The organism is Bordetella genomosp. 7 (genome assembly GCF_002261265.1).
In the GTDB taxonomy this organism is placed as follows: Bacteria; Pseudomonadota; Gammaproteobacteria; order Burkholderiales; family Burkholderiaceae_B; genus Bordetella_A.
The window spans coordinates 247,419-273,172 of record NZ_NEVK01000008.1; the positions used below are offsets into that span (position 1 = coordinate 247,419).

The window sequence follows — 25,754 nt, forward strand, 5'->3', positions numbered from 1 at the left end:
ATTGTGGGGCACGTCCCGCCGCCACTCCACGGAGCCAGCCGTCATGACCGCCACTTTCACTCCCGCCTGCACAACCTTCCGTGCCCTGCACGAAAACGGCTGCTTTATCCTGCCCAACCCCTGGGACGCGGGCAGCGCCAGGTTTCTGCAAAGCCTGGGTTTCAAGGCGCTGGCCACCACCAGCTCGGGCATGGCCTGGTCTCGCGCCCGACCAGATGGCGGCGCAAGCCTGGACACGGTGCTGGCGCACCTGCGCACCATGGTGGCGGCTACGCCGCTGCCGCTGAACGCCGACTTCGAAAACGGCTATGCCGACGACGCCGAAGGCGTGGCGCGCAACGTGCGGCTGGCCGTCGAAACCGGCGTGGCGGGGCTATCCATCGAAGACGCCACCGGCGACGCCGCCCAGCCACAATATTCACTTGGCGTCGCAGTGCAGCGCCTGCAGGCAGCGCGCAGCGCCATCGACGCGGCGGGCACCGGCACATTGCTGGTGGGGCGCGCCGAAAATTTCATCGCGGGCAACCCCGACCTGCACGACACCATCGCCCGCCTGCAGGCGTACGCCGAGGCGGGGGCCGATTGTCTGTACGCGCCGGGCATACACACGCGCGAACAGATCCGTGCGGTGGTCGCCGCGGTCGCGCCCAAGCCAGTCAACTTGCTGGTAGGCTCGACCACCGAACTCAGCCTGGACGACATCGCGTCGCTGGGCGTGCGGCGCATCAGCGTAGGCGGCGCGCTGGCGCGCTCGGCATGGGCAGGGTTTATGCGCGCCGCGCAATTGCTGGCACAGGGCCACCTGGACACCGCGTTTGCCGACGCGGCCCAGGGCAGCCAGCTCAATGCCTTGTTCGGCGCCCGCCCATGACCGGAAACATCCAGCGCAAGAAGGCGAGTGTGCGCCATGACGGCGACGCCTACACTGACATGACCACGCTTGCCTGCGCCCCCACGCGCAGGCAGCGCCCGCAAGGAGCCTGATCATGTCATACACCTGCAAGACCATCGCCACGCCCGTAGGGCAGCTTACGCTGGTGGCGCGCCAGATGAAGCTGGTGGCCGTTCTCTGGGAAAACGACCGGCCCGGCCGGGTCCCGCTGGGCCCCCTGAATCACGATCCGCACGATCCCGTGTTGTGCGAAGCCGAACGCCAGCTCGGCGAATACTTCTCCGGGCATCGCGATACGTTCGATCTGCCGCTGGACTTCCACTACGGCACCGAATTTCAAAAACAGGTCTGGAACGCGTTGCTGACCATCCCGTACGGCCAGACCCGCAGCTATCGCGACATCGCCGCGCAGATCGGCCGCGACAAGGCGGTGCGCGCCGTGGGCGCGGCCAATGGTCGCAACCCCTTGTCGATCGTGGCGCCTTGCCACCGCGTGGTCGGCGCCACCGGGCAGCTCACCGGCTTTGCAGGAGGCCTGCGCGCCAAGGCCCTGCTGCTGGCATTGGAAACCAAACAAGGAGAACTCGCGGCATGAACACGCAGCGCAGCGTCATCATCGGACAGGACGGGCTTGCCCGGCCGCCCTGGGCAGCGCACGATCCGATGCTGCAGCACTATTACGACACCGAATGGGGCATGCCGGTGCGCGACGAACAGGGGCTGTTTGAACGGCTCAGCCTCGAATGCTTCCAGTCGGGGCTGTCGTGGGCCACCATCCTGCGCAAGCGCGAGGCCTTTCGCAAGGCATTCCGCCATTTCGACCCCGATGCGGTGGCGGCCTTCAACGCCAGCGATATCGACCGCCTGATGGCCGACGCGGGCATCGTGCGCAACCGTGCCAAGATCCTGGCAACCATCAACAATGCGGCGGCCACCATCACGCTGCGCGCCGACGGCGGCCTGGCGGAATTCATCTGGTCGTTCAAGCCCCCCGCCACGCCCGAGCCGCGCACGCTGGACGAAATCCCCACGGTGTCCGAAGCATCCACCGCACTGAGCAAGGCCTTGCGCAAGCGGGGGTTCTCGTTTGTGGGGCCCACCACGATGCATGCACTGATGGAAGCCGTGGGCATCGTCGACACGCACCTGCTCGACAGCCATCGGCGGGGCAGTTCGGGGGTTTGGCCGCGCTGACGTTGCCGCGCGCACAAACGCCCGTGCATGGCGCACGGCGCGGAAGTCGCGCCATAATCAAGGAGTCGGCCTCTCTGCAGGCAGCTACCGGGAAAGCCCATGTATCGTTCACTGTGCCGCTTCTTCCTCATCAGCGCCGCGGGCATGCTGGCCGCGTGCGCCACCAGCCCGTCGTCCGATTCCGCGCCAGCCGCGCTGTCGGCCTATCACTGGGACCTTGCCCAGGCCCATGACGGCAATGGCGCGCCGCAGCCTGATTGGGCGCCCCCCGCCACCCGCCAGGGGCAGCCCCTGCGCCTGAGTTTCGCCGACGGCCGCTTGTCGGTGTCGGGCCTGTGCAATCGCCTGGGCGCCAGCTATACCCTGCAGGGCAGCAGAATCAGCATTTCGCCTGTGGTGGGCACCATGATGGCCTGCCCGGAAGCCGCCGTCATGCAATACGAACAGGCGTTGGGCCAGCGCCTGCCGCAGGCCGCCGCCTGGCGCATCGACCAGGGCCAGGGCGGCCCCGCGCTGACACTGACCTTCAACGATGGCGCGACATGGACGCTGGCGGGCACGCCTACCGACCAGACACGCTTCGGCACGGCAGGCCAGACCCTGTTCATGGAAGTCTCCGCGCAGCGAGTTCCCTGCTCGCACCCCCTGGTGCCCGGCAAACAATGCCTGCGGATCCGCGAGGTTCAGTTCGATGCGCAGGGCCTGAAAACCGGCCACGGCGAATGGCAGGCCTTCTATGACGAAATCGAGGGGTACACCCATGAGCCCGGCGTACGCAACGTGCTGCGCGTCAAGCGCTATGAACGCCCGCAGGCGCCGGCCGATGCCTCGCGCTACGCATACGTGCTGGACATGGTAGTGGAAAGCGCCCGCGAATAATCGATATCGCGGCCGCGGCGCACGGCCCGGCGCAGGCTTGATCGCCGTCAAGGGCGCCGCGGCCTGCGTCGATACAACATCGAACCTGCGCGCCGCCCTCGCCCCTTTTTCCGCCCCATGCCATGGCCTATCCCATCCTGCTGATCGTGCACCTGTTTGCCGCCATTGCATTCGCCGGCACGGTGTTCTTCGAAATCATCATGCTGGAAGGCGTACGCAGGCACGTGCCGCGTGAAGCTATGCGCGTCATCGAAGCGGCCATAGGCGCGCGCGCCCGCCGCATCGTGCCGTGGATCATCCTGGCGCTGTATGGGGCCGGGCTGGGCCTGGCGTGGCAGCACCGGCACGCGCTGGCCCTGTCACCGGCCGGCAGCTTCGGCGTATTGCTCTGGTTGAAGATCGCATTGGCCGCAAGCGTGTTCGGCCACTTTGTCGCGGCCATGGTGTTGCAGCGCCGCGGCCGCCTAAATGGCCGCAACTCGCACCGCATCCACGTCAGCGTGTTCTGTCATGTGCTGCTGATCGTCTTGCTGGCCAAGGGCATGTTCTACCTGCACTGGTAGACGCCGCGCTATTGGCCGGCGTTCGGGAAGAACAGCTGCTGGCCATTTACCTTATAGGCGGCAATGGCGTCCTGGCCGGCCTTGGACGTCACCCAGTCTACGAACTGCTGGGCCTGCTTGGCCTTGACGTGCGGGAATTTGGCGGGGTTCACCACCATGACGCCGTACTGGTTGAAAAGCCGCTTGTCACCTTCGACCAGCACAGCCAGATTGCCCGGGTTCTTGAAGCTGAGCCAGGTGCCGCGGTCGGTCAGCGCATAGGCATTCATCGATGACGCCATATTCAGGGCGGGGCCCATGCCGCAGCCACAGGCCTTGTATCCCTTGCCCTGGTCTTGAACCTGTGCCGCCTTCCAGAATCGCAGCTCGGCAGCGTGGGTGCCGCTCTTGTCGCCGCGGGATACGAACGGTGCGTTGTCCTGCGCGAGTTTGGCCAGCGCCTTGACGATGTCGTTGCCCTTGACGCCGACCGGATCATCTGCGGGCCCCACGAGCACGAAATCGTTGTACATCACCGGATAGCGCTTGGTGGCATAGCCGTCGGCCACGAACTTTTCTTCTGCGACCTGGTCGTGCACGAACAGCACATCGGCATCGCCGCGGCGCGCCATGTCCAGCGCCTGGCCCGTGCCCTGCGCCACCACTTTGACGTCCACGCCGCTTGCCTGCTTGAACGCCGGCAACAGATGCGAAAACAGGCCGGACTGCTCGGTAGAGGTGGTGGACGCCATGACGATTGTTTCGGCGTTGGCAGCCGGCGATGTAACAAGCGCCGCCGCCAGCAGCGCCGGAGCGGCGGCGCGCCGCAATAAGTTGGTGAGTTTCATGTTATGCGTTCTCCTTTGACGAACAGGCGCGCCGCCTCGGGCAACGGGCCATAGAAAAAATCGTCGACGGGCAGGTCGGTGATTACCTGCCCGCGCTCCAGGTAAATCACGCGGCGCGCCAGGCGCTTGACCTGCCCCAGGTTGTGGCTGCTGAACACCATGGCGGGCGCGCGATCCGCGCCGCCGCTGGTGAACGCCTGCATCATCTGCTCGACATCGCGCTTGGCGTGCGGATCGAGGCTGGCGGTAGGCTCGTCCAGCAGCAGGACGTCGGGCTGCAGCGCCCAGGCCCGCACCATGGCCAGGCGCTGCTGCTGGCCACCGGACAAGGTCTTGGCATTGCGCTGCGCCAGTTCCGACATGCCCGCGCGCGCCAACGCTTCCTGGCCCCGCATGCGCGCATCCCGCCAGCGCATGCCGCGCAGCCACAGGCCCAGCGTGACGTTGTTCAGTGCCGATGTGCGCAACATGTAGGGGTGCTGGAACAGCATTGCCTGGCGGCGGCGCGCCAGGCAATGCGCCACCCCGCGCGTGGGCTGGATCAGGCAATGCAATAGACGCAGCAAGGTGCTCTTGCCGCTGCCATTGGCGCCCACCAGGGCCACGCATTCGCCGGCGTGGATCTTCAGCGACACCCCGCGCAGCGCCCGCACCGCGCCGTAAGCGACGTCGACCTCGTGCAGATCGAACAAGGGCCTAGGCGGGGCGGGCGCACGGCTGTCGGTTGCACCGCCGGGGCCCGGAGCCGTTTCGGTGCGCAGGCCTTTCACTGCACAGCCCCCGCCGCCCCGAACAGGCCCGACAGTCCGGCGTCGCGCCGCTCGCGCCAGCGCCGCACAAGTGCCGCCAGGATGTTGAGCAACAGCACTACCAGCAGCAATATCAGGCCCAGCGCCACCGCCAGCGGCAGGTCGCCCTTGCTGGTCTCGAGTGCGATGGCCGTCGTCATGACGCGCGTGTAGCCTTCGATGTTGCCGCCCACCACCATCACCGCGCCCACTTCGGAAACGGCGCGCCCGAAGGCGGTAATCACGATGGTCAGCAAGGTGAAGCGCTCGTCCCACACCAACAGCAGCGCGCGTACCATGGAGCGCGCACGCAATGAACGCAATTGCTCGCCATGATGGCGCTCGGCGTCTTCGACCGTCTGGCGCACAAGCGCGGTAACGATGGGCACCACCAGCACGGTCTGCGCCAGCACCATGGCCTGGAACGAGAACAGCCAGCCCAGAAAGCCCAGCGGGCCGGAATGAGACAGCAGCAGGTACACCACCAGGCCCACCACCACCGAAGGCAGGGCCAGTGACGTATTCAGCAGCGTCAACACGATGCCGCGGCCACGAAAACGCGCTACGGCCAGCCACGATCCGGCGGCCATGCCGAACACGCACGCCAGCAGGCACGCACAGGCGCTGACGGCCAGCGATCGCGCCACGATGGACAGCAGCACTGAGTCGGCGGTCGCGATAAGGTGGATTGCGGTCAGGACGCTGTCGGCCAGGGTATTCATGATGGTCTTGGTCTGAGGTGTACTGAGGGTATCGCAGCAGTATCATGCAAGCCATATGAAACGGATTGCATAAGCCCGACGGCCTATCCGGCCCGCGCGCTTAGGGCATACTCGCGAACGTGCATCGTATCGACCTTACCTACCAGCTCGGCGCCGACAGTGACGCCGCCCCGGCCACCATCGGCAATGCGCTGATGGACCTTCTGTTTGCTGTGCGACAGCACGGCTCGATATCGGCCGCTGCCAAGGCGCTGGGCCTGTCGTACCGGCACGTGTGGGGCGAACTCAAGAAATGGGAACAGACCCTGGGCCGCACCCTGATCGTCTGGGACAAGGGCCAGCCCGCGCGCCTGAATGAGTTCGGCGAAAAACTGCTGTGGGCCGAACGGCAGGCGCAGGCTCGGCTGGCTCCGCAGATCAACGCGCTGCGCGCCGACCTGGAACGCGCCTTTGCGGTGGCGTTCGACGACGCTGCGCATGTCGTGCCGCTATACGCCAGCCACGACGACGCGCTGGGGGCGCTGCGCGACCACGCGGTTTCCAGCGCGAAGCTCTATCTGGACATCCGCTATACCGGCAGCGTCGATGCCATCCGCGGCCTGAACGAGGGGCGTTGCGTGATCGCGGGGTTTCATACTCGCAACGATCCGGTGCCCGGCTCGCTGACCGAGCGCATCTACAAGCCGTTGCTCAAGCCCGGAATGCACAAGATCATCGGCTTTGCACAGCGCAGCCAGGGCCTGATCGTGGCGCGCGGCAATCCGTTAGGCCTGCGCACGCTGGCAGACCTGCTGCGGCCTGGAACACGGTATGTAAACCGGGCGCTGGGCACGGGCACCCGCGTGCTGTTCGACGAATTGCTGGAGCAGGCAGGCCTGGCATCGGCCGATGTCGCGGGCTATGCGCGCACCGAGCCGTCCCACACTGCAGTGGCCCATGCGATTGCGGCGGGCACGGCCGACGCGGGCCTGGGCATCGAGTCGGCGGCGCGGCAGCACCATCTGGACTTCTTGCCGCTGGTGCAGGAAAGCTATTTTCTGGTGTGCTTGAAATCAACGCTGGACCTGCCGTCTACGCGCGCCCTGCTGGACGTGCTGCGCAGCGCGGCCTGGCAGGCCGCGCTGGCGCGCATGCCGGGATACGCGCCGGCGCAGAGCGGACAGGTGCTGTCGTTGCGGCGCGTGCTGCCATGGTGGAGCTTCCCGCCCAAGCCGCCCGCACGCGGCGGGCGCGGCGGCCCGCGCTAGGTCGCGGCCAGGCGCGAGGCCGCCAGCTCGGGCTGCAACACCAGCCGCTCGGGCGCTGTGTAGCACACGAAATGCCGGTTCACGGCCCTGCCGATGGCGCACAGGCCCAGGCCGCGCGCGAGCTCGTAACCCATTTGTGTAATGCCGCTGCGAGACACCACGACGGGCACGCCCATCTGCGCCGATTTCATGATCATCTCGCTGGTCAGCCGGCCGGTGGTGTAGAACACCTTGTCGGCGCCGCCCTGCTGCGCGGGCGGCTGCAGCCACATCCAGCCGGCCAGGGTGTCAATGGCGTTGTGGCGGCCTACGTCTTCCACGAACATCAGCATCGTCTCGTCGCGAAACAGCGCGCAACCATGCACCGACCCCGCCGACTTGTAAGTGGTTTCCTGCAGGCGAATAGCGTTGAGCAGGCCATACAACTGCGCCTGCGTCAGGCGGGCGTCCGGGTCCAGCCGCACCTGGTCGAGCTCTTCCATCAGGCCGCCGAACACGCTGCCCTGCCCGCAGCCCGTGGTGACTACACGCTGGGCCGTACGGGCCTCGATATCCGCGATGCCGTGGCGGGTGACGACGGACGCGGCGTTGACCTCCCAGTCGACCATAATGGATTCGACTTCGTGCACGTCGCGGATCAACCGCTGGTTGCGCAAATAGCCTAGCACCAGCAGCTCGGGCATTGCGCCCAGCGTCATCAGGGTGACGAGTTCGCGGCGGTCGACGTAGATCGTCAACGGCCGCTCGGCCGGAATCGAGATGACTTCTGACGCGCCGTGCTCGTTGACGACAGTGACTTCGCGGGTAAGCGGCGCGCGCGCCTGCGTCAGGGCCGGCAGCGATGCAGCGCGTGCTGTGCTCACTTGGACGACTTGTCGCCTTCGGCCTCGGTCTGCGGCGAACTGGGCGGACCGGCGGCCGGCTCTGCCGGAGAATGCGCGCCGGACCCTTCGCGCGGCTGCACGGACGCCGGCGCGTACACAAAAGGCCCCGGGTCCACGCAGGCCGAGGTAGGCACGGGCTGCACAGGCTTCTTGCCGGCGCCCTGGACGCGGGACAGATACTCTGCGGCCACCCGGTCTTGCGCTTCGCACAACTGGTAGGCCGCCACCTTTGCGGTCCAGGCGGCGCGCGCCTTGGCTTCTGCGGCCTTGGCCTGTTCGGCGGCAGTGGGCTGTGGCAACGCCGCCTGCGCGGTGGCGGCAAGCAGGGTAAGAGAAAATGCGGCAAGCAGTTTCATGGCGTACTCCTTATCAGGCGCCGGCCGGGCGAGCGCCCTGGCGCTTGGCGCTCTTGGGACGCGTGCGCTGGGCCGGGATCTTGCCCGCCTTGATGTCTTCGTACCAGACGTCATGGTGCTCGCGGGCCCAGGTCTCGTCAACGTAGCCGGTTTTCATGGCCTTGTAGGCGCCCTGCATGCCTATCGTGCCCAGGTAGATGTGGCCCATGATCATGCACATCATCAGGATGACCGACACGGCATGCACCATGTGGGCGATCTGCATGTTGCCACGGGTGTACACCAGGCTGCCCGGAATCACGCGATCAAGGAACAGGCCCGAGGCCACGACGATGATGCCCAGCGCCAGCATACCGAACCAGAACATCAGCTTCTCGCCCGCGTTGAAGCGCCCGGCCGGCACGTGCTGCGACCGCAGCAGGCCGCCGCCCTTGCGCAGCCACGTCCAGTCGTAGCGGCGGAATATGTTGTCTTTGACGAAGGTAAGCAGCACCACCGCCAGCGACACCGCAAACACCGGTCCGACAAAGTTGTGCACCGTCTTGAGCACCCACGTCAGCCAGCCGAACAAGGCGCTGCCCATCCAGGGCAGCATGATGTGCCTGCCAAAGGCCATGACGATGCCGGACAACGCCAGGATGACGAATGCCGCCGCATTGACCCAGTGGGCCGCCCGCTCGAAGTAGGTAAAGCGCTCGATCTTGCGGCCGGTCTCGGCCTCGCGCAGCTTGATGGAGCCCTTGGCCAGGTAGAACAGCAGGATCGCCACCAGGGCGATCAGCAGCAACCCGCCGCCATAGGGAATGATCCAGTGATTGCGCACCTGGCGCCAGGCCTCGCCCGCGTTGGTGTACAGCGACCCGGGATACTGCACGAAGCGCTGGATCAGCACGCCGGCTTCCGGGGCCTGCGTGCGCGGCAGGCTGCTGTAGCCCGGCTCGCCGGAGTTGACCTGGCGCCACATGGGGGCATTGTTGCCGGGCTGTACCTGGGCACGCTGCGCGTTGGTCTGTTCGGCGTAGCCCGGCAGCTCGGCCGCGTCGGGCTTGACCTCGAAAATATTGGCGCTCTTGATGCCGCCCAGGCCGCCGTCGGCCGGCGCGGCAGTCTGTGCCGCCGCCGGCGCCGCCAGGGCCGCGCCGATCAGGATTGCCGCGAAGATTGACCGTACCATGGCAGCCTCCGGTCAGTTGACTTTGTTGTACTCGTTCTGCCCGCGCTGCGTGCGCAGGTTGAGCTCACGCGACCAACTGGCTTTATCGCCGGGCTTCCAGCCCGGCGCGACGAAATTGCTTCCGGTTCCTGCATACAGGGGCTCGCCCGTATTGGTGCCGGAGCGCACTTCTTGCGAGGGTTCGGAACACGCCGCCAGCGCCAGTGCCAGCAGCCCTGCGTAGGCTATGCGCGTCATCATGATTTGCCCTTTGCGTCTGCGGCGGGCGGCTGGCCCGCCTGTTGCGACCCATAGGCCGTGCCCCAGCCCCAGACTTCCGCGCCCTTGCCGCGCGTGACCACGCGGGTACGGAAGATATCCGCGACCACATCGCCATCGCCGGCCAGCAGCGCCTTGGTGGAACACATTTCGGCACAGGCGGGCAGCTTGCCCTCGGCCAGGCGGTTGCGTCCGTACTTTTCGAATTCGGCTTCGCTGCCGTGCTCTTCGGGACCGCCCGCGCAGAAGGTGCACTTGTCCATCTTGCCGCGCACGCCGAAGGTGCCCTGCGAGGGGAACTGCGGCGCGCCGAACGGACAGGCGTACGAGCAATAGCCGCAGCCGATGCAGGTGTCTTTGTTATGCAGCACCAGGCCTTCTTCGGTGTGGTAGAAGCAATTGACCGGACACACCGCCATGCAGGGCGCGTCGCTGCAGTGCATACAGGCCACCGAGATCGATTTTTCGCCAGGCACGCCATCGTTCAGGGTGACCACGCGACGGCGGTTCACGCCCCATGGGATCTCGTGTTCGTTCTTGCAGGCGGTGACGCAGCTGTTGCATTCGATACAGCGTTCTGCATCACACACAAATTTCATTCTTGCCATGACGCGTCTCCTCAGGCCTTCGCAATGTTGCAGATGGTGGTCTTGGTTTCCTGCATCATCGTCACAGAGTCATAACCATAGGTGGTGGCGGTATTGACCGCTTCGCCGCGCACCACGGGCGCCGCGCCTTCGGGGTAGCTCGACAGCAGGTCGGCCCCTTGCCAGTGGCCCGCGAAGTGAAACGGCATGAAGGCGGTATCCGGACCCACGCGCTCGGTAACCAGGGCCTGCACGTTCAGCCGCGCGCCAGTAGGCGTGCTGACCCACACGCGGTCGCCGTTGCGGATGCCCCGCTCTGCCGCCGCCTTGGGGTTGATTTCAACAAAGCTCTGTTGTTGCAGCTCGGCCAGCCACGGGTTGGAGCGCGTTTCGTCGCCACCGCCTTCGTATTCGACCAGGCGGCCCGACGTGAGAATGATGGGGAACTTCTCGTAGAGCCGGTCGGCCACGTTCTTTTGCTGCAGCGATGTGTACAGCGTGGGCAGGCGCCAGAACGTCTTGAGGTCGTCGTGCGACGGATACTTGGCGACCAGGTCCGGCCGCGTGCCGTAGATGGGCTCGCGGTGCTGCGGAATGGGGTCGGGGAAGTTCCAGACCACGGCCCGCGCCTTGGCGTTGCCGAACGGATAGCACCCGTGGTTCTGCATCGTCACACGGATAATGCCGCCCGACGGGTCGGTTTTCCAGTTCTTGCCTTCGGCCGCCTTCTTTTCGGCGTCGGACAGTTCGTTCCACCATCCCAGCTTCTTGAGCAGGATATGGTCGAACTCGGGGTAGCCGGTGGTCAGGTCCGCGCCCAGCGAATGCGAGCCGTCTTCGGCCAGCAGGTTTTCGCCGTCGCGCTCTACGCCGAAGTTGGCGCGGAAGTTGCCGCCGCCGCGCATGACGTGCAGGCTGGTGTCGTACAGGTTGGCGGTGCCGGGATGCTTGAGTTCGGGGTTGCCCCAGCACGGCCAGGGCAGCCCGAAGTAATCGCCGGTAAGGTCATAGCCCGTTTCGGGGTCTTTGCCGCCCTTGGCGCGCAGGGTCTTGACGTCGAACACATGCATGTTGCGCATGTGCGCCTTCAGGCGCTCGGGGCTCTGACCCGTGTAGCCGATGGTCCAGACGCACCGGTTGATTTCACGCAGCACGTCTTCGATCACGGGCTCGTCCATGCCCTTGACCTTCTGCATTTTGTAGTTCTTGACGAACTCTTGTCCGAAGCCCAGCTTTTCGGCCAGCTGGTACATGATCATGTGGTCGGTGCGGCTTTCCCACAGAGGCTCGATGACGCGCTCGCGCCATTGCAGCGAGCGGTTCGACGCGGTACAGGAGCCGCTGGTTTCGAACTGCGTGGCCGCCGGCAACAGATAGACCGCCCGGTTGGGGTTGAGGTCTTCGGGCTTGCCCGGCATGGCAGCCATGGCCGCGGTGGCCGACGGATACGGGTCGACCACCACCAGCAGGTCGAGCTTGTCCATGGCGCGCTTCATTTCGAGGCCGCGCGTCTGCGAGTTGGGCGCGTGCCCCCAGTAGAACACCGCGCGCAGGTTGGTGGGCTGGTCGATGACGTCGGGGTTCTCGAGCACGCCATCGATCCAGCGCGACACGGTGATGCCCGGCTTGGTCATCAGGTCGGGCGAGGCGTACCGGCTCTTGATCCATTCGTAGTCGACGCCCCACGCGTCGGCGAAGTGCTTCCACGAACCTTCGGTCAGGCCATAGTAGCCAGGCAGGGAGTCCGGGTTGGGCCCCACGTCGGTGGCGCCTTGCACGTTGTCGTGGCCGCGGAAGATGTTGGCGCCACCGCCGGAACGGCCGATGTTGCCCAGCGCCAGTTGCAGGATGCACGAGGCGCGCACCATGGCGTTGCCGATACTGTGCTGCGTCTGTCCCATGCACCACACCACGGTGCCCGGGCGGTTCTCGTGCAGCGCCTTGGCCACGCTGAACATGGTGGCTTCGTCAACGCCACAGGCCTCTTCGACTTTGTCGGGCGTCCACTTGGCCAGGACGTCGGCCTTGACCTTGTCCATGCCATAGACCCGCGCATCGATATAGGCCTGGTCTTCCCAGCCGTTCTTGAAGATGTGATACAGCAGGCCGAACAGAAACGGGATGTCGGTGCCCGAGCGGATGCGCACGTATTGGTCGGCCTTGGCCGCCGTACGGGTAAAGCGCGGATCCACGACAATCATCTTGCAGCCCGATTCCTTGGCATGCAGCATGTGCAGCATGGAAACGGGGTGGGCTTCGGCGGCGTTGGACCCGATGTACATGGCGACCTTGGCATTCTGCATGTCGTTGTACGAGTTGGTCATGGCGCCATAGCCCCACGTATTGGCCACGCCGGCCACCGTGGTCGAGTGGCAGATGCGAGCCTGGTGGTCGCAGTTGTTGCTGCCCCAATAGCTGACGAACTTACGCAGCAGGTACGACTGCTCGTTGCTGTGCTTGGACGAGCCGATCCAGTAAATGGAATCCGGGCCGCTTTCCTTGCGCAGCTGCATGAGCCGTTCTGAAATCTCGGTCAGGGCGGTGTCCCAACTGATGCGTTGGTACTTGCCGTTGACGAGCTTCATGGGATAGCGCAGGCGATGTTCGCCGTGGCCGTGCTCGCGCACGGCGGCGCCCTTGGCGCAGTGCGCGCCCAGGTTGATGGGCGAATCGAAGACGGGTTCCTGGCGCACCCACACGCCATTCTCGACCACCGCGTCGATCGCACAGCCCACCGAACAGTGCGTACAAACGGTGCGATACACGCTGGTCTTGGTATTGCCGACCGGCACCTTGCGGTCTTCGGCGGCCCGCGCGGGCTTCACAAGGGCCAGCGGCGCGGCGGCCAGGCCGGCGCCCACGCCTATGCCCGAACGGCGCAGGAAGGTGCGGCGATCCATGGTGGGCAGCGCCTGCGACATGCCGCGGCGCAGGCTGTGCATGAATTGGGTTTCGGCCGCGGTATCCCGTGCGGCAGCGGTTTTTTTGGTAAGCAGCATGCCGGACTCCGTCAGACGAGCGTGGTTTTGTAGTACCGCTTGACGTGTTCGCTTAAGCGATAGCCGCCGCCCCGCTCTGGCGGCGTAGGCGTGGCGGCCGCAGGTTGCGGCTGCGTAGCCGCTCCAGGCAGGGCGGCCGCGCCCGCTACGGCTGCGCCGGCCGTCGCGGCGCCAGCCAGAAACGCCCGGCGTGAGAGTCGTGGGGAGGTCTTGGACATGTCTGTCTCCTCTGGACCAGCGAGATATGAAATGCTTTGCATACTGTACCCTGTACCTTGCCCTGGGGCAATTTCGCCGCCACGGATGCGAATTAAGAATCAGTGCGCTCGCTCAGGCGAGCATGTCGAAGCCCTGGGCCTCTACGTGCATGAAATCACGCGTGAAATCGGCTGCGTGCGCATAGAAGCGCGCCGCGGGATGCATCGTTATTGCATCGCACAAATCGCCAACCCATGGCTGAAGGTGCGCCCGGAAAAAAGCACTTTGCTGCGTCAGGTTGGCCACCGCGGCGTCCGGCCCGGTAATGAGCCAGCGCATGACTTCGCAAAGGTAGGCGACGTGGTCTTCGGTTTCCGGCATGGCGGGGTCGCGCTCCAGCCCCAGGGCGGCCAGGTCGTCGCGCAGCCGCACCAAGGGTTTTTCGTTCAGGAAGCCCGCCAGGTAATGCGAGCCGAACAGATAGATTTCCGGCTTGCCGACACCGCCGTACAGGGCGTCATATTCAGCCTGTATGGCAGCCGCGTCGAGGTCGCGCGCGGCCGCCGCCAGGGCGTTCCAGGACACTTCGAGCAGGCTGCCGGGCGTAGCCGGGGCGGCGTCGCGCAGGGTCGCCAGCAAGTCGGCGCCCGGCGCGGCGTAATAAAGGTGCGCAAGCAGGCCGTAGATTTCGCCGCGGGCGACGTCTTCGTCGAGCCCGGCGGAGGGCATGGCAACAGGCGGAGCGGAAGCGTTCATAGGTCGGTGATCCGGACTTCGTCGGACGCTGAGTACAGGTCGATCACGCGGCAGTCGCCGCACATTTTCAGGCGCTCGAGCGCGGCGCCCTGGAACATGGCGTGGCCCTGCAGGCGCTGCAGCATGGCGCCTACGCCTTTTTGCGTGCCGAAGGCATTGCCGCAGCGCACGCAATGGAACGGCTGCGTTTCATTGAGCACCACAGCTTCTTTGCGACGCTCGGACAAGAGCAGGCGCGGCACCAGCCGGATCGCATTTTCGGGGCAGGTTTTTTCGCAAAGACCGCACTGAACGCAGTTCTTTTCTATGAATCGCAACTGCGGCAGCTGAGGGTTGTCTTGCAGCGCGTTGGCCGGACAGGCGCTGACGCAGCTCATGCACAGGGTACAGGACTGGGCATCGACTGCAACCGCGCCAAAAGGCGCGCCCGTACCGGGAACGCCGGCAGGCAATTCGATGGCTTCCGGCAAAGCGCCCGGTGCGTGGGCGATCAGATGGTCCAGCGCCAGGGCGAGTGTGGCGCGCTTTTCGGGCGCGGCCGCAAAACGCGCCGCCTGCGCAGGCCCGCCGGGAGCCTGCGGCGCCAGTTGCTGCAAATGCGCGTCCAGCGCGTCGGCCGTATCGGCGCGCAGCAAGTGCAGATGGCGGCCTTCGTAACCCAATCCGTTGAGAATGGCCTGGGCGGATTCCATCTGGGCCTGCAGGGCGTCGAAATACTGCGGCGCCTCTTCGTCGGTGGCCAGCACGGCGACTTGCGCGGCGCCGTAGGCGATGGCGGAAAGCCACAGGTCGACGCCCAGGCTGGCGGTATGCCACAGCGCCACGGGAATGACGTTGGCCGGCACGCCGTGCGCCAGCTTGAGCTGAGCGGCGCGGCCCAGGGTTTCGATAAGCTGCTGGCCGTGCTGCTGGCTGTGCAGCAGCAACACCGCGTCGCGCCCGCCCGCCTGTGCATAGGTGGACAGCAGCGTACGCAGCTTGCGGGCCTGGTCGGGGTTGCGCGGGTAGCTGTACGACATGGCCCCCGACGGGCACACCGTCGTGCATGCGCCGCAGCCCGCACACAGGTGCGGATCCACGACGATCTGCTGGCGGCGCTTGTCGCTGCGTATGGCTTCTGCCGAACAGACATCCACACAGGCACTGCAGCCTACCGTCTCGTTGCGGCTATGGGCGCACAGCGACTGCTTGTAATCGAAAAACTTGGGCTTTTCGAATTCGCCCACCATGTCGCGCAACTTGAGCAGGACGGCGGGGTCGCGGCCATCCCACACAAAATAGCCCTGCGGCAGCTCATGGCGGCGCAACTGCGGCGTGGCGCCAAGGTCGAGCACCAGATCATATTGCTCGGTGAACTGGCGAGGCGGGCGCTGGAAATCGATGGCGCCTGCCACCGTACAGGACGCCACGCAGTCACGGTGCGCCTTGCACAGCGTGGTGTCGACTTGGTAGTCAAAACCGATGGCGTTCTCGGGACAGGCAGTCAGGCATGCGTTGCAGCGGGTGCAAAGATCCAGGTCAATGGGGTTGTCCTGCGACCAGGTGAGCTCGAACGCCCCCAATCGGCCCTGCAACCGGTCGAGCCTGCCCGCCAATACGGGATAGCGGCGCGCCTGGGCGCCGCCATCGCGGCCCGCATTCTGCACGAACAATGTCACCTGCAAGGCGTCATCGAGCAACGCCGCGGCCTGCTCGGCGCGGTCGAGCGGGCCGATGATCAGTAGGCGGCCGGCGCTTTGGTAGGTAACCGTGGGCACCGGGTCGGGGTCGGGCAAATGGGCAGCCGCCAGCAGGGCCGCCAGCTTGGGCATGGCCTGCGCGGCGTCGCGGCTCCAGCCGCCGGTTTCGCGGATGTTGACAAACCGCACCGGCGCCACGGCGCCCTCGGTGGCGCGGCCCAGTTCGCCGAACAGGCGCTGTTCTTGCGTACAGGCCACCACAACGGGCCCCGCGCCGCGCACCGCCTGCTGGAAATCGCCCGCCTGGTTGCGGCACAGCAGGGAATGTGGCGCAAGGGGCTCGCCCAGCGCGCGGCCGAGCTCGTCGGGCGCCAGCGGCATGGTGCGGTTGCAATCGCAGATCAGAGTGGTCATAGGTTCTGTTGCGTAAAGAAGTCGAGCCTGCCCGCGCGCTTACCGGTTGACATCCGGGTCGGCGCCGGCGGCCGGCCGGACAGGGCACTGTACCCCTTCTTCGACCGAACGCGAACCGGCCGGCGGTTCAGCGCCGCCTTGCACAGGGGCATCCGGCTCGGCCTGCGCGTCAGAAGGGCCTGCAGCGGGCTGCGTGTCTTGCGCGTCGGGGGGATCAGCGGCGGCTTGCCCGGCGCGCGACCCCGGCGCGGCATCGGCCTCGTCGTCGTCGAACATGGCCAGTGTGCGCGCGCTGGCCAGCCGACGCAACATCGACGCAGGCATGGGCTCCATGGCCGAATAATCGTCAATATAGACATCCAGCCCGTCCATGATGTTGAAGTGCGGGTCGGCGAACAGTTTCTTCAGGGCGGCGTTTTTGATTTCGGGCGCCACCTGCCCGGAAACGAACGGCGAGAAATCGGAATCGGGCGTCAGGGCCCGCACGTCGTCGAGCGTCAGGGCCGGCGGCTCTTGGCGGGCGTCTGCCGGGCGCTGCTCCGGCGCCGTCGACACGCCAGGCGTGGCTTCGGCAGGGGCGGCCGGCTCAGCAGACGCGGCGTCTTGCGCCGGGTCGGCCGGCGCAGGCGCGTCGTGCTCGGACGTGCCTGCGCGCGCCTGTGCCTTGCGCCGCGCCCAGCGGCGCAGGAAACCGTCGTGCCCCGCGTCGTTCATGGCTGGCCTTCGCCACGGAATTTCTTGATCGTGGACACCGAGGCGGGATTGCCGAAGCGATCCTGCAGCGTCTGGAAGCTGGCGGGGCGCTTGCGCCGCTTGGGCTCGGGCACGTAGTAAAGCGCAATGAAGGCGTTGAGCCAGTCGATGATCATGGGCGGCGCCGGCACCTGCTCGACGGTTTCCTGGGCATCGAGCCAGCGGCCGGCATCGTGATAGCTGAGCGTGACGATTTCGGGCCGCGCGCGCGGTTCGCCGCCATCGGCGGGCTCGTGCATGCGCCACAGCACGAACCAGCACGGGGCGGGCGTCGTGGTGTTGAGCACGTAGCCTTCGACGTCGTCTTTGAACAGGCGCACGGTGAAGCCGGGGTGCAGCCACCGCTCGTGCGCATCGTCTTTATAGAGCAGCCGTTCGCTGTCGCCGAAGGTTTCTTCGTTGGCCACGACGTCATCGAGCACCCAGCGCCATTCCTGCCAGCGGCTCATGGGCCCGGTGATGCGCTCTTTGCGCATCACCACGGCAACGTCCAGGCTGATGGGAAGGGTGTCGTTCATGGCGAAGCCTACTTGACCCGGCTGATCGCAATGGCCGAAAGCTTGGAGGAATGGTCTTTGGCCATGCCCGCCATGGCCACCGCCACCTGGCGGGCCACCGATTTATAGATGCCGGCGATCTCGCCATCGGGGTCGGCCACCACGGTGGGCTGGCCGCTGTCGGCCTGCAGGCGGATGTTGATGTCCAGCGGCAATGCGCCCAGGTACGGCAGGTTGTAGTCGGCTGCCATTTTCTTGCCTCCGCCGGCGCCGAATATATGCTCGGCGTGACCGCACTGGCTACAGACATGCACCGCCATGTTCTCGACCACGCCCAGGATCGGCACGCCGACCTTTTCGAACATTTTCACTCCCTTGCGGGCGTCGAGCAAGGCGATGTCCTGCGGGGTGGTGATGACGACCGCGCCGGTCACCGGCACCTTCTGGCTGAGCGACAGGTGGATGTCGCCCGTGCCCGGCGGCATGTCGACGACCAGGTAATCCAGGTCTTTCCAGTTGGTCTGGCGCAGCAGTTGTTCGAGCGCCTGTACCGCCATGGGCCCGCGCCAGATCATGGCCTCGTCGGCATCGACCAGGAAGCCGATGGACATGACCTGCACGCCGTAGTTCTCGAGCGGCTCCATGGTGGTGCCGTCTTCGCTTTGCGGACGGGCGTCGATGCCCATCATGAGCGACTGGCTGGGGCCGTAGATGTCGGCGTCCAGCACGCCTACCCGCGCGCCTTCGGCGGCCAGCGCCAGGGCCAGGTTGACGGCGGTGGTGCTCTTGCCGACCCCGCCCTTGCCCGACGCCACGGCAATGATGTTCTTGATGTTGGGCAGCAACGCCACCCCGCGCTGCGCCGCGTGGGCCACGATGACCGAACGCAGGTTGACCGAGACATTGCCCACGCCCGGCACGGCGCGCGCGGCGGCGATCAGGGCGCTGCGCAGCGCCGGGATCTGGCTCTTGGCCGGGTAGCCCAGTTCGACATCGAAGGCGACGTCGGCGCCATCGATCTGAAGATTCTTGACCGTTTTGGGCGTGGCCACCGGCCGGCCCGTGTTGGGGTCGATGACGGCCTGCAAGGCCTGAATTAGTGTATCTGAGGCGACCATGGGGTCTTTTACGCAAAAAATAGAAGAAAGCCGCTGCCGCGGCCGCTCGGTTCATGTTAGCAGAGGGGCTTGCGCCGCCGCATGAGGGCCTGCATGCAAGCGCGTAGGCCGGTTGCCGCTGGTCTATACTGGCCGCCAGACCGCGACGTGGAGCGCGGCCTTTTGCATCGCGTGCCATGATCGATAAAGCAGACATCACGGGCCTGATACTCGCGGGCGGGCGCGGCAGCCGCATGGGCGGTGTCGACAAGGGCCTGCAGAACTACCAGGGAATGCCCATGGCCGTGCAGGCGCTGTTGCGCCTGTCGCCACAGGTGGGCCACACCATGATCAACGCCAACCGCAACCTGTCGGCCTACGAGGCCATGGGCGTGCCGGTATGGCCCGATACGCTGCCCGACTACGCCGGCCCGCTGGCCGGCCTGGCGGCGGGGCTGGAACGCTGCGAAACGCCCTATCTCGTCACCGTGCCGTGCGACTGCCCGCGCTTTCCGCTGGACCTGGTCGAACGCCTGGCCGAGGGGCTCGCGCAGCATGACGCAGACATCGCCATGGCCGCCACGCTCCAGAACGGCCAGATGCGCACACAGCCGGTGTTCTGCCTGCTCAAGAGCGCTCTGCTGCCCAGCCTGATCGGCTTCTTGCAAAGCGGCCAGCGCAAGATCGACGCCTGGACAGCCACGCATCGCTGCGTCGAAGTCAGCTTCGACGACGCCCAGGCCTTTGCCGGGGCCAACACGCTGGCCGAACTGCAACAGCTTCAGATATGACTCGCCCCTTGCCTCCCAGCCTGGCGTCCATCGCCTCTTGTATCAGCGGCTACGATCCGGCCGCCCTGCCGGTCGAACAGGCCCGCGCCTTCATCGACCAGCTGGTGCCCCGCCTGCGCGCCACGGAAATGCTGCCTTTGCGCTCCGCGCTGGGCCGGGTACTGGCGCGCGACATCATTTCGTCCCTGAACGTGCCGGCGCACGACAATTCCGCCATGGACGGCTACGCGTTCGCGGGCGCCCAGCTTTTGCCGGACGCCGACACCATCTTGCAGGTGGTGGGCAGCGGCATGGCGGGCGAGCCGTACGCCGGCCAGGCGGCCTCCGGGCAGTGCGTGCGCATCATGACCGGCGCGGTCATGCCGCCCGGCCTGGACACAGTCGTGCCACAAGAGTTCGTGCGCCAGGAGGGCGACCGCATTGTTGTTCCGGCGGGCGTCGTGCAAACGGGCGACAACCGCCGCCTGGCGGGCGAAGACCTGGCCAAGGGCGAGGCCGCCCTTGCAGCCGGGCGCGTGCTGCGTCCGGCCGATATCGGCATGCTGGCCTCGCTGGGGCAGGCCGAAGTGCCGGTCGTGCGGCGGCTGCGCGTGGCGTTCTTTTCCACGGGCAACGAACTGCGCTCCATCGGCGAGCCGCTGGACGAAGGCTGCGTCTACGACAGCAACCGCTACACCCTGCACGGCATGCTGCAGCGCCTGGGAGTCGACCTCATCGACATGGGCGTGGTGCGCGACGACCCGCAGGCCCTGGCCGACGCATTCAGCGCTGCGGCGGCGAACGCGGACGCGGTGATCACATCGGGCGGGGTCAGCGTGGGCGAAGCCGACCACACCAAGACAGTCATGGCGCAACTCGGCGACGTGCTGTTCTGGCGCATTGCCATGCGGCCCGGCCGACCAATGGCTATCGGCCGCATCCAGGCCGAACACGGCGACGCCATCCTGTTCGGCCTGCCGGGCAACCCCGTGGCCGTCATGGTGACTTTTTACGCGCTGGTGCGCGACGCGCTGCTCACCATGGGCGGCGCCACCCCGCAGCCGCTGCCGCTGCTGCGCTGCGCCGCCGCGCATCCCATACGCAAGAAGCCGGGCCGCACCGAATACCAACGCGCCATCGTCTCGCCGGCTGCCGATGGCGGCTGGCAGGCCGCCACGACCGGATCGCAGGGGTCGGGCATCCTGCGCAGCATGAGCCAGGCCAACGGCCTGATGGTGTTGCACCACGACCAGGGCAATGTCGCCGCCGGCGAACTGGTAGACGTACTGCCTTTCGAGGGCCTGCTTTGAACGCCATGCACGAGCCCCGCATGACCCGGATCATCGGCTTTGCCGGCTGGAGCGGCGCGGGCAAGACCTCGCTGCTCACCAAGCTGATACCGTGCCTGAAGGCGCGCGGCTACAGCGTATCGACGCTGAAGCACGCCCATCACGCCTTCGACATCGATACGCCGGGCAAGGATTCCTATCGCCACCGGGAAGCCGGCGCCACCGAAGTGCTGGTAGCCTCGTCGGCGCGCTGGGCGCTGATGCATGAATTGCGCGGCGCCACCGAACCGGAGCTGGGCGAGTTGCTGGGCGCCATGAGCCCTGTGGACTTCATCCTGGTCGAAGGCTTCAAGCGCAACGCCCACATCAAAATCGAAGTCCATCGCCAGGCCAACGGCAAACCGTGGCTTTACCCCGATGACCCCAGCATCGGCGCTATCGCCAGCGACATCAAACCAACGGGCGCCGCGCTGCCGTGGGTATCGCTGGACGACTGCGAAGCCGTGGCCGACCTTGTGGTTTCACTGGCCTGGCCGCTGCCCCTGGCCGTGGAACGGCTCGGCGCCCAGCCGGTTTGACCGCCGGCGCGGCCGGATAGGTGTCTGACACCCTTCGGGAGTCAGACACCACACATGCCAAGCGCGATGCCGGAATGACGCGGCCAACGCAACGGTAAAGGTGTCTGACTCCCGAAGGGTGTCAGACACCGCCAACGCCAAGCGCGATGCCGGAATGACATCACCGACGCAACAGCAAAGGTGTCTGACTCCCAAAGGGTGTCAGACACCGCCGATGCCCAGCACGATGCCGAAATGACGTGGCCAACGCAACGGCAAAGGTGTCTGACTCCCGAAGGGTGTCAGACACCCCCCTTACAGATACCTGAAGCCGCCTCGTTGACACTTGGTAACCGACTGGGGTTATCCCAATAGCGAAGCGTGCCCGATCTGGCATTAAATTACGCGCTGCGATCGACATCCGACCGGACACTTCGTAAGGAAGCACCCTTGAATTTCATTTTTCGTGGTAATGAGCTGCTGGTCCACGAAGCCGGCATCGCCTTGCCCGATGCCAGCGCCTGCGCATTGCTGGGCCTGCAGCCTGGCGCCTTGCAACAGGTTTGGCTGGACGACCCCTCTATCCGTACCACGCATGTACCGGCGACGTCCGAAGCGCCCCCGGGGTACGCGTTTCGCAGCCTGCGTGGGCTGCTGTCGGAACTGGGCGAACACGCGGCGCTGGCCGGCCGCGCATTCCAGATTTGCGAATGGGCCCGTACACATCGGTACTGCGGCGTATGCGCCACGCCCATGCAGCCGGCCGGCCACGAGTTCTGCATGCGCTGCCCTGCCTGCGGCATGTCGGCCTACCCCCGCATATCGCCCGCGATGATGGTGCTGGTGCGCAAGGGCGACAGCATCCTGCTTGCCCGCCATGCCACCTATGCCACGGCGCGCCATACCGCCCTGGCCGGTTTTGTCGAGCCCGGCGAAAGCATCGAAGACGCGATCCATCGTGAAGTCATGGAAGAGGTAGGGCTTGCAGTAGACAACCTGCGCTATTTCGGCAGTCAGTCGTGGCCGTTTCCCCATTCGCTGATGATCGCCTTTACCGCTGAATACGCGGGCGGAGAAATCCGCCTGCAGGCCGACGAGATCGCCGAAGCGAATTGGTACGGGCCGGGCGATGCCCTGCCCCAGATCCCCATGCGCGAATCCATCGCTGGCCGCCTGGTGCGCGCAAATCTTCCGGCCGGCGCCTGTACCTGACTCTGCACCGCCTTGTGCCGGTACCCGTGTACCGGTGCATGCCGGATCCTATGCGACATTCCACACTTCTCTTTATCGGCGCGGCCTACGCGTTGCTGACCCTGAGCCGCCTGGCGCTTTCCGCCTGGCAATGGCGACGCGTCCAAAAAGCCGGCGGCCTGCGTCCCATACTGCTGGGCGGGCTGCGTATCGACACGCACCAGATCGCGGTATTGGCCGCCCTGCCGGCGGTGCTGTCGCCCTGGCTGGGGCATCTGCCCCAGGCCGCCGCGGCCACCAGCATCTGGCTACAGGTGTGCTGGGTCCTGCTGGGTTTTCTGGAAGTCGCCACCCCGGCCTTCATCACCGAGTACGACACCCGGCCCAACCGCCTGTTCGTGGAATACCTGAAGCATCCGCGCGAAGTATCGGGCATGCTGTGGCGCGGCTACAAGCTCGAACTGGCCGCTGCCGTCGTATCTGTGGCGGCGCTCATTGCCGTGGGGCACGCGTTGTTCGGCGAGCCGCTGCCCGACGCGCGCTGGGCGTGGTGGCAGATGGCGCTGGGCAGCCTGGGCGCGCTTGCCGCGGTAATTCTGGCCATACGCGGCACGCTGGGCCATCGTCCCATCAATCCGTCCACCGTGGCGTATTGCAACGACGGCATGTTGAATACGCTGCCGCTGAACTCGCTGTACAACGTGTTCTACGCCGTGTACAGCATGAAGAACGAGAAATCCGCCGCTGCCGTGTACGGCCGCATGCCGGGCGACCGCATGCACGACATCGTGCTGTCGTGCGCGGGCCTGCCCGTTCCGCCCACGGTGGCCACGCACCCCAGCGTGCATCGCCAGGAGCCGACGCGGTCGCGCGGGCGGCCCGCCAATATCGTGATCATTCTGGAAGAAAGCCTGGGGGCGCAGTACAGCGCCGCGCTGGGCGGCGCCAACCTCACCCCGCACCTGGACGCCCTGGCACGCGAGGGTTGGGCGTTTGCGCGGGCCTACGCCACCGGCACGCGTTCCGTGCGCGGCCTGGAAGCGGTAACGGCAGGCTTCCTGCCAACACCGGCGCAGGCCGTGCTCAAGCTGCCTGCGGCGCAGCGCGGGTTCTTTACGCTGGCCGATGGCCTGGGGCGCCAGGGATATCGTTCGCGCTTCATCTACGGCGGCGAGTCGCACTTCGATAACATGAAGGCCTTCTTCCTGGGCAATGGTTTCGACGAAATCATCGACCTGCCGGACTTCAAAAACCCGGCGTTCGTAGGCACCTGGGGCGCGTCGGACGAAGACATGTTCACGCAGCTGGACGCGCGCCTGCGCGCCGATGGCGATCAGCCTACGTTTACGCTGGCCTTCAGCGTGTCGAATCATTCGCCCTGGGAATACCCCGCGGGGCGCATCCAGGTCGACGGCAACCCCGCCACGGTAGAAAACACGGTGCGCTACGCCGACTGGGCGCTGGGGCAGTTCTTCGAGTGGGCGCGCCAGGCGCCGTACTGGGAAAACACCGTGTTCCTGGTGGTGGCCGACCACGATTCGCGCGTGTTCGGCGACACGCTGATACCGGTGCGCCATTTTCATATTCCGGCGGTGATCCTGGGCGGCGGTATCGCGCCGCGCCGCGAAGACGGCATCATCAGCCAGATTGACTTGCCGCCCACGCTGCTGTCGCTGGCCGGCGTAACCTGCGCACACCCGATGCTCGGCCATGACCTGACCCGCAGCATTCCCAACCGCGCGATCATGCAATACGAAAGCCACTATGGTTATTTGAAGGGCGATGACCTGCTGGTACTGCTGCCGGGCAAGGCGCCGGTGCAGTTCCGCTACCAAATGCCTGATCACTGCGCGGCAGTCGAAGTGGACCAAGCCCTGGCCGAAGAGGCGCTGGCTCATGCGCTGTGGCCCAGCTGGGCCTATCGCGAAGAGCGGTATTGCTTGCCGCCTGCTGCCTGAGTGGCGGGACCTTTACGCAACGGCGCGCGCTTCACCGGAGACGGGAAAGAGCCAACAGGCCGGCAAGAATGCCAAGGTGTCTGACACCCTTCGGGAGTCAGACACCTACACCAAAAAGCACCAACCTCCGCTCCGGGCCTACCCTGCTAGGTGTCTGACTCCCAACGGGTGTCAGACACCCACGCCAAGAAACACCACCCTCCGCTCCTGGCCCCCCCCGCCCAGGTGTCTGACTCCCAACGGGTGTCAGACACCCACGCCAAGAAACACCACATCCACTCCTGGCCTACCCCGCCCCGGTGTCTGACTCCCAACGGGTGTCAGACACCTATGCAGCGTACCGATGCATCAGGTGCGATACGACGGATCGCGCCGGTTGAGCATGCGCAGCATGGCGGGCCATTCGAGAATGCCGTGCGGGCGTCGCACCTCGGGCTTGTACAGATGCTCGGTCTTGGCGACGACATCGGGATCGGGGATATTCAGCTCGGTGTTGCATGCCATGGCATCGACCTGCGCGCGGCAGGCCATCTCCAGCCAGTAGATGGTGTTGAACGCCTGCGGGATGTCGGCGCCCGTGACCAGCAGTCCATGGTTGCGCAGGATCATCGAATCGCGGCTGCCCAGGTCGCGCACCAGGCGTTCGCGTTCCTCGGTGTCGATGGCCGGACCTTCAAAGTCATGGTAGGCAATGCTGGCGAAGCGCATGGCGGTTTGTGTCAGGGGCAGCAACCCGCACTTGAGCGCCGATACCGCCATGCCGGCGCGGCTGTGCGTATGGATGACACAGTGCGCGTCGCGCCGCGCGCCGTGCACGGCGCTGTGGATGACGTACCCGGCCGGATTCACGCCGTAGTCCTTGTGCGGATTGAGCAGAACGTCGCCAGCCAGGTTGATGGTGATCAGGCTGGATGCGGTGATCTCTTCGTACAGGTACCCATAGGGGTTGATGAGCAGGCGATCGGCCTCGCCGGGAATGCGCGCCGTAATGTGGTTATAAATCAGGTCGCTCATGCCATACAGCGGCATCAGCCGGTATGCGGCCGCAAGCTCGACGCGGGTTTCCCATTCCTGGGCCGAAACGGCGGACTTCACGTCCATGGTCAGATCTTCATTCATGCGATGTCTCCTTCGCAACGAAAGGCGGGACTGCTCGCGGCGCGACATGCGCTGCTCTCTGACTACCGATGCTAGGGTGACGCGCAACCCGCCACAAGGCCGTCCG

Annotated in this window: 26 protein-coding genes; 11 read left to right on the plus strand and 15 right to left on the minus strand. The window is 66.0% G+C overall.

All coding sequences use genetic code 11. The features are described 5' to 3' along the window. Nucleotides 1–43 precede the first annotated feature (43 nt). The 5 genes from CAL19_RS17020 (at nucleotide 44) to CAL19_RS17040 (ending at nucleotide 3,528) form a co-directional block, all read left to right on the plus strand. A complete protein-coding gene (locus CAL19_RS17020) occupies nucleotides 44–871 on the plus strand; it encodes an isocitrate lyase/PEP mutase family protein (protein ID WP_094797488.1) in 828 nt (275 codons plus the stop codon). Nucleotides 872–986: 115 nt separating this feature from the next. After that, a complete protein-coding gene (locus CAL19_RS17025; RefSeq protein WP_094797489.1) occupies nucleotides 987–1,487 on the plus strand; it encodes a methylated-DNA--[protein]-cysteine S-methyltransferase in 501 nt (166 codons plus the stop codon). Next, the gene (locus tag CAL19_RS17030; RefSeq protein ID WP_094797490.1) at nucleotides 1,484–2,086 is read left to right on the plus strand and encodes a DNA-3-methyladenine glycosylase I; all 603 of its coding nucleotides are present in this window, start codon (nucleotides 1,484–1,486) and stop codon (nucleotides 2,084–2,086) included. The genes CAL19_RS17025 and CAL19_RS17030 overlap by 4 nt, the downstream gene beginning before the upstream one ends. A 99-nt stretch (nucleotides 2,087–2,185) precedes the next feature. After that, nucleotides 2,186–2,965, plus strand: coding sequence for an META and DUF4377 domain-containing protein (locus CAL19_RS17035; RefSeq protein WP_026638938.1), 780 nt, complete (start codon nucleotides 2,186–2,188; stop codon nucleotides 2,963–2,965). Between the two features lie 122 nt (nucleotides 2,966–3,087). Then, on the plus strand, nucleotides 3,088–3,528 hold the full coding sequence (locus tag CAL19_RS17040; RefSeq protein ID WP_094797491.1) for a CopD family copper resistance protein: 441 nt from the start codon (nucleotides 3,088–3,090) through the stop codon (nucleotides 3,526–3,528). A gap of 8 nt (nucleotides 3,529–3,536) precedes the next feature. On the opposite strand, the gene CAL19_RS17045 is transcribed toward CAL19_RS17040, so the two are convergent. The 3 genes from CAL19_RS17045 to CAL19_RS17055 all read right to left on the minus strand — a co-directional run bounded on the left by CAL19_RS17045 (nucleotide 3,537) and on the right by CAL19_RS17055 (nucleotide 5,865). Continuing rightward, on the minus strand, nucleotides 3,537–4,355 hold the full coding sequence (locus tag CAL19_RS17045) for a substrate-binding domain-containing protein (RefSeq protein WP_094797492.1): 819 nt from the start codon (nucleotides 4,353–4,355) through the stop codon (nucleotides 3,537–3,539). Then, on the minus strand, nucleotides 4,352–5,047 hold the full coding sequence (locus CAL19_RS17050; protein ID WP_094797493.1) for an ABC transporter ATP-binding protein: 696 nt from the start codon (nucleotides 5,045–5,047) through the stop codon (nucleotides 4,352–4,354). Before CAL19_RS17050 ends, CAL19_RS17045 begins: the two co-directional genes overlap by 4 nt. 74 nt (nucleotides 5,048–5,121) lie before the next feature. Continuing rightward, nucleotides 5,122–5,865: an ABC transporter permease gene (locus CAL19_RS17055; protein ID WP_038852134.1), complete on the minus strand. Its 744-nt coding sequence runs from the start codon at nucleotides 5,863–5,865 to the stop codon at nucleotides 5,122–5,124. A gap of 119 nt (nucleotides 5,866–5,984) precedes the next feature. Between CAL19_RS17055 and CAL19_RS17060 the strand changes: the two genes are divergently transcribed. Beyond that, entirely contained in the window at nucleotides 5,985–7,112 is a 1,128-nt protein-coding gene (locus tag CAL19_RS17060) for a substrate-binding domain-containing protein (protein ID WP_094797494.1), read from the plus strand. Here the strand turns inward: CAL19_RS17060 and CAL19_RS17065 are convergent. The 11 genes from CAL19_RS17065 to apbC form a co-directional block, all read right to left on the minus strand. Then, nucleotides 7,109–7,975: a formate dehydrogenase accessory sulfurtransferase FdhD gene (locus tag CAL19_RS17065; RefSeq protein WP_094797495.1), complete on the minus strand. Its 867-nt coding sequence runs from the start codon at nucleotides 7,973–7,975 to the stop codon at nucleotides 7,109–7,111. The two genes, CAL19_RS17060 and CAL19_RS17065, sit on opposite strands and share 4 nt — an antisense overlap. After that, nucleotides 7,972–8,352: a hypothetical protein gene (locus CAL19_RS17070; RefSeq protein WP_094797496.1), complete on the minus strand. Its 381-nt coding sequence runs from the start codon at nucleotides 8,350–8,352 to the stop codon at nucleotides 7,972–7,974. The genes CAL19_RS17065 and CAL19_RS17070 overlap by 4 nt, the downstream gene beginning before the upstream one ends. Nucleotides 8,353–8,365: 13 nt before the next feature. Beyond that, the gene (locus CAL19_RS17075) at nucleotides 8,366–9,526 is read right to left on the minus strand and encodes a formate dehydrogenase subunit gamma (protein WP_026638946.1); all 1,161 of its coding nucleotides are present in this window, start codon (nucleotides 9,524–9,526) and stop codon (nucleotides 8,366–8,368) included. 12 nt (nucleotides 9,527–9,538) lie between these two features. Next, nucleotides 9,539–9,766, minus strand: coding sequence for a hypothetical protein (locus CAL19_RS17080; protein ID WP_038852136.1), 228 nt, complete (start codon nucleotides 9,764–9,766; stop codon nucleotides 9,539–9,541). Continuing rightward, entirely contained in the window at nucleotides 9,763–10,392 is a 630-nt protein-coding gene (gene fdh3B, locus CAL19_RS17085; RefSeq protein ID WP_026638948.1) for a formate dehydrogenase FDH3 subunit beta, read from the minus strand. The genes CAL19_RS17080 and fdh3B overlap by 4 nt, the downstream gene beginning before the upstream one ends. An 11-nt stretch (nucleotides 10,393–10,403) precedes the next feature. Then, nucleotides 10,404–13,370, minus strand: a complete 2,967-nt coding sequence (locus CAL19_RS17090; protein WP_026638949.1) for a formate dehydrogenase subunit alpha — start codon at nucleotides 13,368–13,370, stop codon at nucleotides 10,404–10,406. A gap of 330 nt (nucleotides 13,371–13,700) precedes the next feature. Next, nucleotides 13,701–14,324 carry a TorD/DmsD family molecular chaperone gene (locus tag CAL19_RS17100; RefSeq protein WP_094797497.1) on the minus strand — a complete coding sequence of 208 codons (624 nt, stop codon included), beginning with the start codon at nucleotides 14,322–14,324 and terminating at the stop codon, nucleotides 13,701–13,703. Beyond that, a complete protein-coding gene (locus tag CAL19_RS17105) occupies nucleotides 14,321–16,417 on the minus strand; it encodes a 4Fe-4S binding protein (protein WP_094797498.1) in 2,097 nt (698 codons plus the stop codon). Before CAL19_RS17105 ends, CAL19_RS17100 begins: the two co-directional genes overlap by 4 nt. Nucleotides 16,418–16,456: 39 nt before the next feature. Beyond that, nucleotides 16,457–17,131 (minus strand): DUF3306 domain-containing protein, encoded by a 675-nt coding sequence (locus tag CAL19_RS17110; protein ID WP_094797499.1) that lies wholly within the window; start codon nucleotides 17,129–17,131, stop codon nucleotides 16,457–16,459. Next, nucleotides 17,128–17,688, minus strand: a complete 561-nt coding sequence (locus CAL19_RS17115; protein WP_094797500.1) for a DUF3305 domain-containing protein — start codon at nucleotides 17,686–17,688, stop codon at nucleotides 17,128–17,130. Before CAL19_RS17115 ends, CAL19_RS17110 begins: the two co-directional genes overlap by 4 nt. An 8-nt stretch (nucleotides 17,689–17,696) precedes the next feature. Beyond that, on the minus strand, nucleotides 17,697–18,785 hold the full coding sequence (apbC, locus tag CAL19_RS17120; RefSeq protein ID WP_094797501.1) for an iron-sulfur cluster carrier protein ApbC: 1,089 nt from the start codon (nucleotides 18,783–18,785) through the stop codon (nucleotides 17,697–17,699). 176 nt (nucleotides 18,786–18,961) lie between these two features. Between apbC and mobA the strand changes: the two genes are divergently transcribed. From mobA to CAL19_RS17145, 5 genes are all read left to right on the plus strand, one after another. Beyond that, nucleotides 18,962–19,555 (plus strand): molybdenum cofactor guanylyltransferase MobA, encoded by a 594-nt coding sequence (gene mobA / locus CAL19_RS17125; RefSeq protein ID WP_094797502.1) that lies wholly within the window; start codon nucleotides 18,962–18,964, stop codon nucleotides 19,553–19,555. After that, complete coding sequence (moeA, locus tag CAL19_RS17130; protein WP_094797503.1) at nucleotides 19,552–20,844, plus strand: molybdopterin molybdotransferase MoeA; 1,293 nt, start codon at nucleotides 19,552–19,554, stop codon at nucleotides 20,842–20,844. Before mobA ends, moeA begins: the two co-directional genes overlap by 4 nt. Nucleotides 20,845–20,864: 20 nt before the next feature. Next, nucleotides 20,865–21,401, plus strand: coding sequence for a molybdopterin-guanine dinucleotide biosynthesis protein B (mobB, locus tag CAL19_RS17135; RefSeq protein WP_026638956.1), 537 nt, complete (start codon nucleotides 20,865–20,867; stop codon nucleotides 21,399–21,401). A 429-nt stretch (nucleotides 21,402–21,830) separates the two neighbouring features. Next, entirely contained in the window at nucleotides 21,831–22,592 is a 762-nt protein-coding gene (nudC, locus tag CAL19_RS17140; protein WP_026638957.1) for an NAD(+) diphosphatase, read from the plus strand. 50 nt (nucleotides 22,593–22,642) lie between these two features. After that, the gene (locus CAL19_RS17145) at nucleotides 22,643–24,529 is read left to right on the plus strand and encodes an LTA synthase family protein (RefSeq protein WP_094797504.1); all 1,887 of its coding nucleotides are present in this window, start codon (nucleotides 22,643–22,645) and stop codon (nucleotides 24,527–24,529) included. Nucleotides 24,530–24,877: 348 nt separating this feature from the next. Here CAL19_RS17145 and CAL19_RS17150 read toward each other — a convergent pair whose 3' ends face one another. Next, nucleotides 24,878–25,648: a class II aldolase/adducin family protein gene (locus tag CAL19_RS17150; RefSeq protein WP_038852138.1), complete on the minus strand. Its 771-nt coding sequence runs from the start codon at nucleotides 25,646–25,648 to the stop codon at nucleotides 24,878–24,880. Between the last annotated feature and the right edge of the window lie 106 nt (nucleotides 25,649–25,754).

What these genes read in the sequence shown, in the direction of transcription:
- CAL19_RS17075 (WP_026638946.1), bottom strand. Translation starts at nt 9,526, where the DNA reads ATGGTACGGTCAATCTTCGCGGCAATCCTGATCGGCGCGGCCCTGGCG.
- CAL19_RS17030 (WP_094797490.1), top strand. Translation starts at nt 1,484, where the DNA reads ATGAACACGCAGCGCAGCGTCATCATCGGACAGGACGGGCTTGCCCGG.
- fdh3B (WP_026638948.1), bottom strand. Translation starts at nt 10,392, where the DNA reads ATGGCAAGAATGAAATTTGTGTGTGATGCAGAACGCTGTATCGAATGC.
- CAL19_RS17055 (WP_038852134.1), bottom strand. Translation starts at nt 5,865, where the DNA reads ATGAATACCCTGGCCGACAGCGTCCTGACCGCAATCCACCTTATCGCG.
- CAL19_RS17035 (WP_026638938.1), top strand. Translation starts at nt 2,186, where the DNA reads ATGTATCGTTCACTGTGCCGCTTCTTCCTCATCAGCGCCGCGGGCATG.
- CAL19_RS17145 (WP_094797504.1), top strand. Translation starts at nt 22,643, where the DNA reads ATGCGACATTCCACACTTCTCTTTATCGGCGCGGCCTACGCGTTGCTG.
- CAL19_RS17045 (WP_094797492.1), bottom strand. Translation starts at nt 4,355, where the DNA reads ATGAAACTCACCAACTTATTGCGGCGCGCCGCCGCTCCGGCGCTGCTG.
- CAL19_RS17020 (WP_094797488.1), top strand. Translation starts at nt 44, where the DNA reads ATGACCGCCACTTTCACTCCCGCCTGCACAACCTTCCGTGCCCTGCAC.
- CAL19_RS17080 (WP_038852136.1), bottom strand. Translation starts at nt 9,766, where the DNA reads ATGATGACGCGCATAGCCTACGCAGGGCTGCTGGCACTGGCGCTGGCG.
- CAL19_RS17150 (WP_038852138.1), bottom strand. Translation starts at nt 25,648, where the DNA reads ATGAATGAAGATCTGACCATGGACGTGAAGTCCGCCGTTTCGGCCCAG.
- CAL19_RS17110 (WP_094797499.1), bottom strand. Translation starts at nt 17,131, where the DNA reads ATGAACGACGCGGGGCACGACGGTTTCCTGCGCCGCTGGGCGCGGCGC.
- CAL19_RS17090 (WP_026638949.1), bottom strand. Translation starts at nt 13,370, where the DNA reads ATGCTGCTTACCAAAAAAACCGCTGCCGCACGGGATACCGCGGCCGAA.
- moeA (WP_094797503.1), top strand. Translation starts at nt 19,552, where the DNA reads ATGACTCGCCCCTTGCCTCCCAGCCTGGCGTCCATCGCCTCTTGTATC.
- CAL19_RS17040 (WP_094797491.1), top strand. Translation starts at nt 3,088, where the DNA reads ATGGCCTATCCCATCCTGCTGATCGTGCACCTGTTTGCCGCCATTGCA.
- apbC (WP_094797501.1), bottom strand. Translation starts at nt 18,785, where the DNA reads ATGGTCGCCTCAGATACACTAATTCAGGCCTTGCAGGCCGTCATCGAC.
- CAL19_RS17100 (WP_094797497.1), bottom strand. Translation starts at nt 14,324, where the DNA reads ATGAACGCTTCCGCTCCGCCTGTTGCCATGCCCTCCGCCGGGCTCGAC.
- CAL19_RS17025 (WP_094797489.1), top strand. Translation starts at nt 987, where the DNA reads ATGTCATACACCTGCAAGACCATCGCCACGCCCGTAGGGCAGCTTACG.
- CAL19_RS17070 (WP_094797496.1), bottom strand. Translation starts at nt 8,352, where the DNA reads ATGAAACTGCTTGCCGCATTTTCTCTTACCCTGCTTGCCGCCACCGCG.
- mobA (WP_094797502.1), top strand. Translation starts at nt 18,962, where the DNA reads ATGATCGATAAAGCAGACATCACGGGCCTGATACTCGCGGGCGGGCGC.
- CAL19_RS17105 (WP_094797498.1), bottom strand. Translation starts at nt 16,417, where the DNA reads ATGACCACTCTGATCTGCGATTGCAACCGCACCATGCCGCTGGCGCCC.
- mobB (WP_026638956.1), top strand. Translation starts at nt 20,865, where the DNA reads ATGACCCGGATCATCGGCTTTGCCGGCTGGAGCGGCGCGGGCAAGACC.
- CAL19_RS17115 (WP_094797500.1), bottom strand. Translation starts at nt 17,688, where the DNA reads ATGAACGACACCCTTCCCATCAGCCTGGACGTTGCCGTGGTGATGCGC.